This window comes from Chelatococcus reniformis, assembly GCF_014640075.1.
In the GTDB taxonomy this organism is placed as follows: Bacteria; Pseudomonadota; Alphaproteobacteria; order Rhizobiales; family Beijerinckiaceae; genus Camelimonas; species Camelimonas reniformis.
On record NZ_BMGG01000005.1, the window covers coordinates 270,599 to 283,368 of the forward strand.

Below are 12,770 nucleotides of genomic sequence, written 5' to 3' on the forward strand. Positions count from 1 at the left end.
ACGGCGCGCTCACAGGCCGAGGTCGGACAGTCCCGGATGATCGTCCGGGCGCCGGCCGAGCGGCCAGTGGAACTTGCGCTCCGCTTCCTTGATGGGCAGATCGTTGATGGAGGCGAAGCGCCGCTGCATCAGGCCATCCGGCGCGAACTCCCAGTTCTCGTTGCCGTAGGAGCGGAACCACTGGCCGCTGTCGTCGTGCCACTCGTAAGCGAAGCGCACGGCGATCCGGTTGCCGTCGAACGCCCACAGCTCCTTGATCAGCCGGTAGTCCAGTTCCCGGGCCCACTTGCGGGTGAGGAACGCGACGATCTGCTGGCGCCCGACGGGAAACTCGGCCCGGTTCCGCCAGCGGCTGTCCTGCGTATAGACCAAAGCCACGCGCTCGGGGTCGCGGCTGTTCCAGCCGTCTTCCGCCATGCGGACCTTCGCGATCGCGGTGTCCCGTGTGAAAGGGGGCGTGAGAGCCATCCGGTGCATCTCCGTCTAGACCAAGATGTCTACAGTAGACTGATTGGTCTAGACGGACAAGACCTCCGCTCCAGTCGGTGATCGAGCTCGTCTAGCCGCGGGCGCGGTAAGGCGCGACGCCCTGGTCGGGCAGCCAGACCGCTTTGGGCAGTTCGCCGCTCTGCCAGAAGACGTCGATCGGGATGCCGCCGCGCGGATACCAATAGCCGCCGATGCGCAGGAACCGGGGCTGGAGCAACGCGGTCAGCCGCTTGCCGATCGCCACCGTGCAATCCTCGTGGAAGGCGCCGTGGTTGCGAAAGGCGTGCAGGTAAAGCTTCAGCGACTTGGATTCGACCAGCCACCGGTCGGGCACGTAGTCGATGATCAGGATGGCGAAGTCCGGCTGGCCGGTGACCGGACACAGGGAGGTGAACTCCGGCGCCGTGAAGCGGGCGACATAGTCGGTGTCCGCGTGCGGATTGGGCACCCGATCGAGGATCGCGGCTTCGGGCGTCGCCGGGATGGCGCTGCCCTGGCCGAGGTGATGGAGGTGTGAGGTGGGATCGCTCATTGGCCCGTCATCCATGCTGTGGTCGGCCGGGGCGCCAATGCGCATGCGCAAGGCATCCCGGCCACGCCCGTCTTGCCAGGGAGGCTGCTAGCGGTCAAAAGCGCGCTAGCGGCTTCCCGCCGAGCGGGGAGGCCCCTTCATGTCCGTACGACCATCGCACCGGAGCCACCATCCATGACCGCCATCGTCGACATCCTCGCCCGCGAGATTCTCGACAGCCGAGGCAACCCGACCGTGGAGGTCGATGTGGTGCTGGACGACGGCTCCAGGGGCCGTGCCGCGGTTCCCTCCGGGGCCTCGACGGGCGCGCACGAAGCCGTTGAGCTACGCGACGGCGACAAGTCGCGCTACGGCGGCAAGGGCGTTCTGAAGGCGGTCGATGCGGTCAACCGCGACATCTTCGATGCGATCGGCGGCCTCGATGCGGAGGACCAGGTCAAGATCGACGAGATCATGATCGATCTCGACGGTACGCCCAACAAGGCCAAGCTCGGCGCCAACGCCATCCTCGGCGTCTCGCTCGCTGTGGCCAAGGCTGCGGCCGATGCGACCGGCCTACCGCTCTACCGCTACGTCGGCGGCCCGACGGCGCGGGTGCTGCCCGTGCCGATGATGAACATCGTCAACGGCGGGGCGCACGCCGATAATCCGATCGACTTCCAGGAATTCATGATCATGCCCGTCGGCGCCGAGACGCTGGGGGATGCGGTGCGCGCCGGGGCCGAGGTGTTCCATCGGCTGAAGGAGGCGCTCAAGGCGGCCGGCCAGAACACCAACGTCGGGGACGAGGGCGGGTTTGCACCCAACCTGCCGTCCGCCGAGGCGGCGCTCGACTTCGTCGTGAAGGCGATCGAGAGCGCCGGCTACAAGCCCGGTGACGACATGATGATCGCGCTCGATTGCGCGGCTACCGAGTTCTTCAAGAACGGCGCCTACGTCTACGAAGGCGAGGGCACGACGCGCAGCGGCGAGGCGCAGGCGCAGTATCTTGCCAAGCTGGTGGCCGACTATCCGATCGCCTCGATCGAGGACGGCATGGCCGAGGATGACTGGGAGGGCTGGCGGGTGCTGACCGAACTCGTCGGCAGCCGTTGCCAGCTCGTCGGCGACGACCTCTTCGTCACCAACGTGACGCGCCTTGCCGACGGCATCGACCGTGGCGTGGCCAACTCGATCCTGGTCAAGGTGAACCAGATCGGCACCCTGACGGAGACCCTCGCCGCCGTCGACATGGCCCAGCGCGCCGGCTACACGGCCGTGATGTCGCACCGTTCCGGCGAGACCGAGGATGCGACCATCGCCGACCTCGCGGTAGCCACCAACTGCGGACAGATCAAGACCGGGTCGCTCGCCCGCTCGGACCGCACGGCGAAGTACAATCAGTTGATCCGCATCGAGGAAGAGCTCGGCGGCCAGGCCGTCTATGCCGGCCGCTCCGCGCTCAAGGCGTTGCGCCGCAAGGGCTGACCTTCGGTCGCATCCGCCGCCGGCCCGGGCCGGCGGCGCCAGCTACCCCGGCGGCTGCCATCCCGCGGGACGCGTTGACAGGCGCGCCCGCGCCGGTCACCTCTTACGCATGCCGGTGACCCAAGCAGGCTGATGTTCTATCTCGTTGCTGCGGCCTTCATCGTCCTGCTCGCATGGCGCCTGGCCGTTGCCCCCGAATGGCAGGATGCGATCGGGGGGAGCATGGCCGGCGTGGCCAAGCCGCTCCTCGTCCCGCTCGTCGACCTCATCAACAAGCCGTCGTTCGTCTACGTCGTTTCGATCTTCATCCTTCTCTCGGCGGTGGGCGTCTGCATCTACTACTGGCTGCGGGTCGCCCGGCCGGAGTTGCGCCGCTTGCGCCGCCTGGAGGGAGCGATCCGGTCGCTTGCAGGGCCGCGGCAGCGGGGCCACGACGGCGCGGATGCGCTGGCCGAGCTCGGGCGAGTCCTGGGCCCGGCCGCCGTCTTCGGACCGAGCTGGGCGGCGTACCATGGTGAGGCGCGCCGGACCGGCCGCGTGCCGGCCGCTCCCTATGCGCCGCTGGCCTTGCACGATCTCGGCGCAATCGAAGGCACGCGCGGCGGCCTGATGCAGGCGCTGCCGGGCTACTACACCTCGGCGGGCCTGGTGCTGACCTTCGTCGGACTCGTCGTGGCGCTGTATTTCGCCGGGAAGGGCTTCCAATCGGGCGACGTCGGCGAAGCTCGCGAGGCGATTCTGCGCCTGCTCAATGCATCGTCCTTCAAGTTCCTGATCTCCGTTGCCGCATTGTCCAGCGCCCTGCTGATCAGCCTGGTCGCCAACCTGAGCCACTCGGCTGTTCGCCGCGCGGCGCGGCGGACCATCGAGGCGGCCGATCAGCATCTGGACGCGCTCCGCGCCACGCAGGCGCCGCCGGCGGCCGAGCCGACTCTCACCGACGTGGTCGAGCGGCTCGATCGGCTCATCGCCGGCATCCAGACGCTCGCCGATCGATTGGCCATCGAGCCACCCGGTGTGCGCCAGCCGCTCGACGCGACTTAGGCGGCGCCATGGAGAAGGTCGACTACAAGCCGTTTCTCGACCTGTTCGTCGGCGTTCTCTTCGTCTTTCTGATTCTGATCAGCGCCCAGATGTTCTTCATCCGCCACGGCGATGAGGCCGATCGACAGCCGGATGCGGCCGTGCTGGCCGAGCGCACGTGGCGCGCGCAGGTGAAGGGCTTCCTCGAGCACGTGGCGGGGCGCATGCGGACGGCGGCCCAGACGGTCCAGGTGGATGCGGCGAACGCCTCTCTGGTCGTGCCCCTCGACGCGGTCGTGCGTGCCGACGCGGGCGGCCAGCCGCTCGTCGACGACACGCGAGCCGCGGCCATTGCGGCGGCCTTGGCCGAGGGGCTCGCCTGTCTTCGCGGCGCGACAAAGCCGTCGCCGCCGACCGCGTGCCCAGACACGACCCTGTTGAAGCTCGATCGCCTTTCACCCCAGATCAGACTTTCCGGGATGCCATCGGCCGCGGCCTTGGCGCCGGATCGCTTCGGCCGGTTGCTGACCGCCTTGCTGACGGCGGCACTGCTGCGGCACGCGCCTCAACTGCTGGCGGCCGAGGGCGCCCCCGGACTGCCGGCGTTTCGCAGCGACGAGCACGCGCTCGTCGCCGCTCGCCCGGATGGGGACGGGCTGGCGGGCGATCTTGCGCTCAGTTTCCTCTTCGCGCGGCCGGACGGGGCGCCGTAGCTCGCGAGCACGCTTTTTGGTCGCGCCGGTGCTTCCCACCGCCCGAGGAACGCGCTAAAGCGCTGCCTGCGGCGGCGCAGACCGCCCGCGCAAAAAAGCCCCGATCCATCGCGTTTTCAGCTGGCGGCCGGCTCGATCGAAGAGCCGGCTCACGTCCGCGCGCACCGGCTTCCAAATCGTGCGCCTCGTCTTGTCTCGTAGCATCCCATCGCTTTCAGCAACGTACGGGAGACGACAATGTCAAAGTTCGACGGAAAGGTCGCGATCATCACCGGCGCGGCGAGCGGCATCGGCAAGGAGATCGCCTTGCGCTTCGCGGCCCTGGGCGGCATCCCCGTGATCGCGGACCTGAATTTGGAGGCCGCCGATGCGACGGCTCAGGAGCTCAAGGCCAAGGGCGGCGACGCTTTCGCCGTCGCCATGGACGTCGTCGACGAGGCGGCCGTGGAGAAGGGCGTCGCCGACACCGTGCAGAAGTACGGCAAGATTGACATCCTGGTCAGCAATGCCGGCATCCAGATCGTCAAGCCGCTGGTCGATTTTCCGTTTGCGGATTGGAAGAAGCTGCTGTCGATCCATCTCGACGGCGCCTTCCTCACCACCAAATACTGCCTGAAGCACATGTATGCCGCGAAGTCCGGCTCTATTGTCTACATGGGGTCGGTCCATTCCAAGGAAGCCTCCAAGCTCAAGGCGCCGTACGTCACCGCCAAGCACGGCCTGATCGGCTTGTGCAAGGTCGTCGCCAAGGAGGGGGCGGAGTTCAACGTGCGGGCCAATGTCGTCTGCCCCGGCTTCGTTCGCACGCCGCTCGTCGACAAGCAGATCCCCGAGCAGGCCAAGGAGCTGGGCATTTCCGAGGCGGAGGTGATCAAGAACGTCATGCTGAAGGACACCGTCGACGGCGAGTTCACGACGACCGACGATGTCGCCGAGGCGGTGCTGTTCTTCGCCGGCATGGAGACCAATGCGCTCACGGGGCAGTCGCTGGTGGTGAGCCACGGCTGGTTCATGCAGTAGCCGTTCAGCGCGGGGGCAGGGAGGCGGCCAGTCCCGCCTCCCGCCCTGCAACGGCGGCGCAGGGCTGCGTTTCTATGGAGGTTCGGCCGGCGACGCGCTAAGCATCGGAAGGCCAGGAGCTGGCGTTCGCGGCATATCCGCCGACGCCGGCAAGCCTGCCAGCGATGGAGCTGCTCATGTCGTTTCGATCGAAGGTCCGCAGTGGGCTTGCAGCGACGGTCGCCGCGCTGGCCCTGGTCGGTCCGCTTGTCGCCGCCGGCTCCGCCGCGGCCGATCCGGTCAAGACCATTGTCATGGTTCACGGCGCCTTCGCCGACGGCTCCAGCTGGCACAAGGTGATTCCCCTGTTGCAGGCGAAGGGCTACACGGTCGTGGCCGTGCAGAGCCCGCTGAGCTCCCTCGGAGCGGATGTCGCCGCGACGGACCGCGCGATCGCGCTGCAAACCGGACCGGTTCTCCTCGTCGGACATTCCTGGGGCGGAACGGTCATCACCGAGGCCGGCACCGACGACAAGGTGGCAGGCCTCGTCTACGTGGCCGCGATGGCCAATGACGCCGGCCAGTCGTTCATCGACCGCACGAAAGGCTACCCCAAGCCGCCGGGCGTCGAGAGCCTGCGAACCGACAGCTCGGGCTTCGTCAGCCTGACGCCCGAGGGCTTCGCCCGTGATTTCGCGCCAGACCTGCCCGCGGCCGAGGCGGCCGAGCTGGCGGCCGTGCAGGGCCCGATCTTCGGCAAATGCTTCGAGGAACGCGTCACCAACGCCGCCTGGAAGTCGAAGCCGTCCTGGTACATCGTCGCCAAGAACGACCGCATGCTGGATCCCGGCTTGCAGGCGTTTCTCGCCAAGGAGATCAAGGCCAGGACGACCGAACTCGAGAGCAGTCACGTGCCGATGCTGTCGGAGCCCGAGAAGGTCGCCGCGGTGATCGCGCAGGCTGCCGAGGAAGCCGGGGCGGCCCTCGGGGCAAAGCAGCCGGATCAGGCCAAGCAGCAGCAGTGAGGATGGGGTCGGCCGCGGCTATGACATGACATAGCGCGCGCCCCTCTCGATCGGGAAGCCCGGTCGGCCGCGGCCTGCGCTCACGAGTGGGTCAGGGGCCGGTGACGCGAGCGTTTCAGCTCGTCCACAGTTCCGTCATGCGCGTCAGCGCCTCGCCGAAACCCTGCAATGGGGCAGAGAACGTCACCGGCTCGGTCTGGCCGGGCCGCGTGGCGATGACGACGAGCGTCTTCGACTTCTTCATGGCGTCGGTGGCGACCGTCGGAAAGCTGATCGGCACCAGGCAGCCAGTGGAGATGCAGGTCGAGTAGATCGCGCCGCGGCCGAGGTCGGTCTCGTCGAGCTTGAGCTTGATTCCAGGCTCCAGATTGACCCCGAACGGCACCAGGATCGTCCCGGGCGTCTGTCCATCGCGCGTCGGCAGGAACTCGATGGCGAACACGCGCCGGCCCGTGTTCGGATCGCCCTGGGCCTGCGACAGCGTGCAGGCCTTGCGGCCCTGCACGACCCGGCATTCGATGGTCCAGTCGCCATAGGTCTCGGAGATGACGCTGGCGCCGCGCGGCAGCGTCGCCGTCGCCGCGGCGGAGGCCGGTTGCGCGGAGGCCGGTTGCGGCGCCGCGGGTTTAGCGGGCGCGGGCTTGGCGGGCGCGGACTTGGCGGGTGCAGGCTTGGCGGGTGCGGGGCTGGCGGGCGCCGATTGGGCTGGCTGTGGCGCCGTCTGCGCCAGCGCTGGTGGCGTCCCGATCGGGACGCACGCCAGGGCGGTGGTCACGATCGCAAGTACCGTGAACCTGGAGCGCAGGGGCGGTGGGCTGGCCTTGGAGCGGATCGTTGTCATTGGCTCGGTCGCAATGGACATACAGTTGTCGCTGTACCTACGATGCCTGTCAGTTGAAGCGAACAGGCACGGTGACGGTGGAGCCGCCGTTGGGCGGCCGGGGCACGGGGCTCGAGCGCCGCACCATCGAGACGGCCTCGGCATCGATGCGCGGATTGCCCGACGAGCGGGCGAGCCCGGCGCTGACGACCTGACCCGAGGCGGAGACGCTGAACGATACGACCGCCGTGCCGGCGGCGCCCTGTTGGGGCCGCTTGTAACGGCTGATATGCGCGAACAGCGCGCTCCGCCAGGCGCCGAGCGAGGCCCCCGACGACGCCGCGCGCTGGGCGGCTTGGGCGGTCGCCGCCGCCCGGGCGCGCGCTTGGGCCTGGGCGGCGGCCTGGGCATTGGCTCTGCCTCGCTCGGCCGCTTCGGCACGAGCCGCTCGGGCTCGCTCTGCCGCGACCGCGCGGGCCTCGGCCTGAGCCTGCCGCGCCGCTTCCGCCCGCTCTTGGCGGCGCGCATCGGACACAGCCTTGGCCCGGGCCTCCGCGATGGCCTGCTGGCGGGCTTCCGCGCGTTCACGGATCCGCTCGCGCTCGCGCTCGCGTTCCCGGGCCTCCTCGCGCGCCTGGCGCTGTGCCTCGATCCTGGCTTGCCGCTGCCGAGCGGCCCGCCGTGCCGCTTCGCGTTCCGCTTCGTCGTCCTCGTCGCGCTCCACCTCCTGCGGCTTGCGCTTGGGCAGCACCGCCTCGGCCTTGGCGTCGACCTCGGGCGCGGTGACCTTCGGCTGGGCTGGCGGTTCCGGCGCCGGCAACGGTTGAGGCGGAGGAGGCGGTGCCTCTGCCGGCGGCGGCGGGGGCTCGGTGCTGGCCTGCTGCTGCGGTTCCGGCGGGGGCTCCGGCGGAGGCGGCGCCTCGGCGCTGGCCGGCGGCGGCGGAGCCTCTTCGGCGGCGGGCGCCGGCGCAGCCTCCGTCGCGGGCGTTGAAGGAACGGTGATCGGCATGAGCTCGATCATGACGGCCGCGGCCGGGGGCGAGTTCGGCTCGTGCGGCTTGTGCCAATGCAGCGCGACCCACGCCGCACCCGCGTGGGCTGCGAGCACGACCGCAGCAGCGGCGCCCCAGCGGGCCGCGCCTCGCCAGGCCGAACTCGAAGCTGCCAGGCTCATGGTCTGGCGCCGCCCTGGGTATCCTCCAATCCGACCAGCGCGATCTTCAGGTAGCCGCTCTCGCGCAGAAGGTTCATCACCTTCATGATCTCGCCGTAGGACACCGACTGGTCCGCCCTGAGGAACACCCGCTGCTCGCGGTCGCCGTGGGTGCGCTCGTCGAGGACGCTCTGGAGGCCGCCGCGCGGCACCTCGTCGTTGCCGAGGGCCAGCGTCAGATCGCCCTTCACGGACAGGAACAGGGGCTTGTCCGGGCGGGGCTGCTGCTGGGCGTTGGACACGGGCAGATCGACCGCCACGTCGACGGTGGAGAGAGGTGCCGCCACCATGAAGATGATCAGCAGCACGAGGATGACGTCGATGAACGGCGTGACGTTGATGTCCGAGACCTCTGCCAGGTCGCCGTCCTGAGGCTCCTTGAGGCTGACGCCCATCGGACTACTCCGCCGCCCGTGCCACGGCGTAGCCGCCGGTCCGCGACCGCCGCTCCAGATCGCGTGAGAGATGCTGGAGCACCTGCCCCGACGCATCGGAGAGCTGGGCACGGTAGCCAGCGATGCCGCGCGCGAAGACGTTGTAGATGATCACGGCCGGGATGGCGGCGACCAGGCCGATGGCGGTCGCCAGCAGGGCCTCGGCGATGCCCGGCGCGACGACGGCGAGGTTGGTCGTCTTGGCGACCGAGATGCCGATGAACGAGTTCATGATGCCCCATACGGTGCCGAACAGGCCGACGAACGGGGCGGTCGAGCCGATCGTTGCCAGCAGGCCGGTCCCGTGCGCCATCGAGCGGCCGGATTTTGCCTCGATGCGCGAGAGGGCGATCGAGACGCGCTCCTTGATGCCTTCGGCGCCCAGGTCCTCCGATCGCCGGGCCTCCGCCACGGCGGCGTTCACCAACTCGGCGGCCGCCCCACGGGCCGCCGCGTTGCGGGAAAGCTGGTCGGCCGCCTCTTGCAGGCTGCCGGCCCGTTCCAGCCGCAGCAGTGCCGTGCGCGCCCGGCGGCGGGCCGCAAGCAACTCGAGGCCCTTCACCAGCCAGATCGTCCAGGTCACGAGCGAGGCGAAGGCGAGGCCGATCATGACCGCCTTCACGATTACATCCGCCTGCAGGAACATCTTCCACGGCGATAGATCATGCGGCAACAGCGCGTTGGCGCCGGGCTGCCCGGGCTCCACCTCGGAGCCGGCGAGCGTCGGCACCGGCGGCTCGAGAGCTGGTGCGGCCGCCCCGTCGTTGCTCGCGGCCGGTTGCGGTGCCGCGGCCGCGCCGGGCGTCTCGGACGCCGTCGTGGGGGCAGTCGGCTGCACAACGGGTGCCGGCTCGCCGGTGGGTGCGGCCGACTGCGACCAGGCTTGCGCCGGACCGAACATCAGCAGTGCGACCAGGAGGGCCTTGGCAAGGCGCGGCAGCCGCGAGGCGCCGACCGCAGGCGACGGTGAAATTGAACAGAAGAGTGCCGGCACGGGCATGGGCTCCTGAAGCGATTGCAGGCCGGCACCAGGGCCGGGGCGCAAAGCGCGCGCCGCTCGCCGCATCGACCCGATACCCGGTGCATTCCGACACGCCCGGCGTCGGACCGCACACCTGGAGGCGAACGGCATCATCCTCGGCGGCGGCGCCGACGAGATGCCGGAACCCCTAGCCGTTCGGAAATCGCATTGCAAACTCAATGATTTAGATCGATTCCAATGTATCCGCTACTGCATTCGCGTCACAGAAGAATGCCCTGCGCGCGTCGTCCTATCGCAAGGGGAGCGATCCCGTCCGCGGCGGCGCCCATCCCCGCACTACTGGAAGCCGACGACGGAACGGGGAGCGTAGGGCGCTTCGAGCGCCGCGACCTCCTCGCCCGTGAGTTCGATCGACAGGGTTGCCACCGCGTCGGTGAGGTGGTGCGGCTTCGAGGCTCCCACGATCGGCGACGTGACGCCGCCGTGCCGGGTCACCCAGGCGAGTGCCACCTGGGCCCGCGGCACGCCGCGGGCCGCCGCCACCGCGGCGACGGCGTCGACGATGGCGCGGTCCGCTTCGATGGCCGCGGCATAGAGCCGGCCACCGAAGGCGTCCGTCTCCTGGCGCTCGCTGGTCTCGTTCCAGTCGCGGGTGAGGCGTCCGCGGGCAAGGGGGCTCCACGGCATCACCGCGATGCCCTGGTTCGCGCACAGGGGCAGCATCTCCCGCTCCTCCTCGCGATGGAGCAGGTTGAGGTGGTTCTGCATGCTGACGAATTCGGTCCAGCCGTTTAGCCGGGCCGTGAACAGCGCCGTGGCGAACTGCCAGGCGAACATGGATGACGCGCCGATATAGAGGGCCTTGCCGGCCTTCACGACGTCGTGCAGGGCCTCGAGGGTCTCCTCGATCGGCGTGCCGTAGTCCCACCGATGGATCTGGTAGAGGTCGACATAGTCGGTCCCCAGCCGGCGAAGGCTGGCATCGATCTCGGCCATGATCGCCTTGCGCGACAAGCCCTGGCCGTTGGGGCCCTGGCGCATGCGCCCGTGCACCTTGGTGGCCAGCACGATCTCGTCGCGCCTGGCGAAGTCCTTGATGGCGCGCCCGACGAATTCCTCGGACGTGCCGTCCGAATAGACGTTGGCCGTATCGAGGAAATTGATGCCCAGCTCGATGGCCTGTCGGATGAGCGGGCGGCTCTGGTCCTCCGGCAGCGTCCAGGGGTGGGCGCCGCGCAGCGGTTCGCCGAAGCTCATGCAGCCGAGGCAGAGGCGCGAGACCTCGAGGCCCGTCGAGCCGAACTTCACGTATTCCATGGCATCTCTCCCAGTGTCGGCCGCCATCGGGCCACAGCCCGCGGCGACGCGCCAGGGCGCGCAGAACATTCCTCCGCGTTGCCGAGCGCATGTAGGCTGTCCGGACGCTCGCGTCATCGTGGTCGATGAGCCCCTGTGGCGCGCCTGCAACGCTGGGTCGAAACTCACTAGGCGCAAGGGCCGCTAGGCCGCATGTCCATTGACTCTGCGCGCCACGCAAGCCGTCATGCTCGCAGGGGAAATCGCGGCGTTCTCGAGGGGGAGAGGCGCCAGTGAGATACTTGAACCTGCGGCCATGGAGTCGGAGGTCGTCGGCGGGGGCAGGGGTGCAGGGTTCGGGGCAATCACGCGCTGATTTGAGCAGCGCGTCAGATCGCATATGCGGCGCGGTGCGCGCGTTCATGAGCCGGTTCGTGAGCCCAAAGCGCAGCTCCTGCGTCCTGGCGGGGCTGTTCGCGGCCTTGCTCGGCAACGCCGCCGCTGCACAGACCGGCCCCCACGCGCTGAAGCAGGAATTCGACATCCTCTTCGCCCAGACGCTGCGCAATCCGGCCGACCTCGATGCCTCGTTCCGGTTTGCCGAGGTGGCAACCAAGCTGGGCGACTACGAGGCGGCGATCGGCGCGCTCGAGCGCATGCTGTTTTACAACCCCAATCTGCCGCGGGTGCGCCTCGAGCTCGGCATCCTCTACATGAAGCTCGGATCGTTCGAGATGGCCAAGAGCTATCTCAACACGGCGATCAGCGCCCCCGACGTGCCGCCCGACGTGCGTGATCGGCTCAACACCTTCCTGGTGGAAGTGGACCGCCGGCTCGAGGTGAACCAGTTCTCGTTCTTCGGCCAGATGGGCCTGCGCTATCAGACCAACGCCAACGCCTCACCCTCCACCATGCTGGTGAAGGCATTGGGGCAGGATGCGTTCCTTGATCGCCAATATGCTCAGAAGCCGGACTGGAACAGCTTCGCGCTCGGCGGCTTCCGCTGGGTGGCGGATCTGGGCACCCAGCGCGGCGACACCTGGGAGACCAATGTCTATTTCTATGGTGCGCGCCAGTTCGACCTGGGCCGCTTCAATCTGGCCCTCGCCGAGATTCAATCCGGTCCGCGGCTGCCCGTGGCGCCGGAGACCCTGCCGGGCCTGACCTTCCGCCCCTACGCCATCGCCAACGTCGTCTCGCTCGCCAACGCGCCCTATCAGACCACCGGCGGTGCCGGCGCGGCGCTCAACTGGCGGCTCTGGGGGGCCGACATGGAGGTGAGCCTCGAATGGCGCAATCGCAACTACCGCAATTCGCGGACCTATCCGCTGTCGTCCGAGCAGAGCGGTGATCTGGTGCTGGCGGCGTTCTCCACGGCGGGCGTTCTGGCGCCGGGTTGGCGCTGGCAGACGCGCGCCTTTTACGGCAACGCCAATGCGAAGGCCAATTACTACACCTACCAGCAAGGCGGCTTCGAGATCCTTCTGCCGTACGAGTTCGACGTGGAGGTGGCCGCGTGGGGCTACGCCAAGCGTTGGACGCTGACGCCCTCGTTCGGCTTCGCCTACACGCAGTATGATGCGCCGAACTGGCTGATCGACCCCTACCGCGCACGCGTCGACAAGGAGTGGCGGGTCGGTGCCATTCTCGACATGCCGATCAACAAGTGGCTCGGCATCGGCCTGCAGGTGTCCTATCTGCGCGACGTGGCCAACATTCCCAACTACTCGCTGAGAGACTTCGTGGTCTCCGGCGGGCCGACGTTCCGCTTCTGAGG

Annotated in this window: 13 protein-coding genes; 6 read left to right on the top strand and 7 right to left on the bottom strand. The window is 68.7% G+C overall.

The genetic code is table 11. The features are described from left to right. Positions 1–9 precede the first annotated feature (9 nt). A complete protein-coding gene (locus IEW34_RS15060) occupies positions 10–468 on the bottom strand; it encodes a nuclear transport factor 2 family protein (protein ID WP_188610028.1) in 459 nt (152 codons plus the stop codon). A gap of 91 nt (positions 469–559) precedes the next feature. After that, the gene (gene queF, locus IEW34_RS15065) at positions 560–1,021 is read right to left on the bottom strand and encodes a preQ(1) synthase (protein ID WP_188610029.1); all 462 of its coding nucleotides are present in this window, start codon (positions 1,019–1,021) and stop codon (positions 560–562) included. A 174-nt stretch (positions 1,022–1,195) separates the two neighbouring features. Here queF and eno point away from each other — a divergent pair, with 174 nt between their 5' ends. From eno to IEW34_RS15090, 5 genes are all read left to right on the top strand, one after another. Beyond that, the gene (gene eno / locus IEW34_RS15070; protein ID WP_188610030.1) at positions 1,196–2,488 is read left to right on the top strand and encodes a phosphopyruvate hydratase; all 1,293 of its coding nucleotides are present in this window, start codon (positions 1,196–1,198) and stop codon (positions 2,486–2,488) included. A gap of 132 nt (positions 2,489–2,620) precedes the next feature. Beyond that, positions 2,621–3,532 carry a hypothetical protein gene (locus IEW34_RS15075; protein WP_188610031.1) on the top strand — a complete coding sequence of 304 codons (912 nt, stop codon included), beginning with the start codon at positions 2,621–2,623 and terminating at the stop codon, positions 3,530–3,532. Between the two features lie 8 nt (positions 3,533–3,540). Beyond that, positions 3,541–4,224 carry a hypothetical protein gene (locus IEW34_RS15080; protein WP_188610032.1) on the top strand — a complete coding sequence of 228 codons (684 nt, stop codon included), beginning with the start codon at positions 3,541–3,543 and terminating at the stop codon, positions 4,222–4,224. Positions 4,225–4,461: 237 nt separating this feature from the next. Further along, complete coding sequence (locus IEW34_RS15085) at positions 4,462–5,244, top strand: 3-hydroxybutyrate dehydrogenase (protein WP_188610033.1); 783 nt, start codon at positions 4,462–4,464, stop codon at positions 5,242–5,244. Positions 5,245–5,420: 176 nt separating this feature from the next. After that, positions 5,421–6,248, top strand: a complete 828-nt coding sequence (locus IEW34_RS15090; protein WP_188610034.1) for an alpha/beta fold hydrolase — start codon at positions 5,421–5,423, stop codon at positions 6,246–6,248. Positions 6,249–6,363: 115 nt separating this feature from the next. On the opposite strand, the gene IEW34_RS15095 is transcribed toward IEW34_RS15090, so the two are convergent. The 5 genes from IEW34_RS15095 to IEW34_RS15115 all read right to left on the bottom strand — a co-directional run bounded on the left by IEW34_RS15095 (position 6,364) and on the right by IEW34_RS15115 (position 11,014). Next, complete coding sequence (locus IEW34_RS15095) at positions 6,364–7,089, bottom strand: invasion associated locus B family protein (protein WP_188610035.1); 726 nt, start codon at positions 7,087–7,089, stop codon at positions 6,364–6,366. A 49-nt stretch (positions 7,090–7,138) separates the two neighbouring features. Then, on the bottom strand, positions 7,139–8,242 hold the full coding sequence (gene tolA / locus IEW34_RS15100; protein WP_188610036.1) for a cell envelope integrity protein TolA: 1,104 nt from the start codon (positions 8,240–8,242) through the stop codon (positions 7,139–7,141). Further along, entirely contained in the window at positions 8,239–8,676 is a 438-nt protein-coding gene (gene exbD / locus IEW34_RS15105; protein WP_188610037.1) for a TonB system transport protein ExbD, read from the bottom strand. Before exbD ends, tolA begins: the two co-directional genes overlap by 4 nt. Before the next feature lie 4 nt (positions 8,677–8,680). Next, positions 8,681–9,715, bottom strand: a complete 1,035-nt coding sequence (gene exbB / locus IEW34_RS15110) for a tonB-system energizer ExbB (protein ID WP_210324505.1) — start codon at positions 9,713–9,715, stop codon at positions 8,681–8,683. Between the two features lie 318 nt (positions 9,716–10,033). After that, a complete protein-coding gene (locus IEW34_RS15115) occupies positions 10,034–11,014 on the bottom strand; it encodes an aldo/keto reductase (protein ID WP_188610038.1) in 981 nt (326 codons plus the stop codon). A gap of 413 nt (positions 11,015–11,427) precedes the next feature. On the opposite strand from IEW34_RS15115, the gene IEW34_RS15120 reads away from it, so the two are divergent. Then, the gene (locus IEW34_RS15120; protein WP_188610039.1) at positions 11,428–12,768 is read left to right on the top strand and encodes a tetratricopeptide repeat protein; all 1,341 of its coding nucleotides are present in this window, start codon (positions 11,428–11,430) and stop codon (positions 12,766–12,768) included. Positions 12,769–12,770 lie beyond the last annotated feature (2 nt).

Coding starts and splice junctions, on each gene's coding strand:
- IEW34_RS15060 (WP_188610028.1), bottom strand. CDS start 468: ATGGCTCTCACGCCCCCTTTCACACGGGACACCGCGATCGCGAAGGTC.
- queF (WP_188610029.1), bottom strand. CDS start 1,021: ATGAGCGATCCCACCTCACACCTCCATCACCTCGGCCAGGGCAGCGCC.
- eno (WP_188610030.1), top strand. CDS start 1,196: ATGACCGCCATCGTCGACATCCTCGCCCGCGAGATTCTCGACAGCCGA.
- IEW34_RS15075 (WP_188610031.1), top strand. CDS start 2,621: ATGTTCTATCTCGTTGCTGCGGCCTTCATCGTCCTGCTCGCATGGCGC.
- IEW34_RS15080 (WP_188610032.1), top strand. CDS start 3,541: ATGGAGAAGGTCGACTACAAGCCGTTTCTCGACCTGTTCGTCGGCGTT.
- IEW34_RS15085 (WP_188610033.1), top strand. CDS start 4,462: ATGTCAAAGTTCGACGGAAAGGTCGCGATCATCACCGGCGCGGCGAGC.
- IEW34_RS15090 (WP_188610034.1), top strand. CDS start 5,421: ATGTCGTTTCGATCGAAGGTCCGCAGTGGGCTTGCAGCGACGGTCGCC.
- IEW34_RS15095 (WP_188610035.1), bottom strand. CDS start 7,089: ATGACAACGATCCGCTCCAAGGCCAGCCCACCGCCCCTGCGCTCCAGG.
- tolA (WP_188610036.1), bottom strand. CDS start 8,242: ATGAGCCTGGCAGCTTCGAGTTCGGCCTGGCGAGGCGCGGCCCGCTGG.
- exbD (WP_188610037.1), bottom strand. CDS start 8,676: ATGGGCGTCAGCCTCAAGGAGCCTCAGGACGGCGACCTGGCAGAGGTC.
- exbB (WP_210324505.1), bottom strand. CDS start 9,715: ATGCCCGTGCCGGCACTCTTCTGTTCAATTTCACCGTCGCCTGCGGTC.
- IEW34_RS15115 (WP_188610038.1), bottom strand. CDS start 11,014: ATGGAATACGTGAAGTTCGGCTCGACGGGCCTCGAGGTCTCGCGCCTC.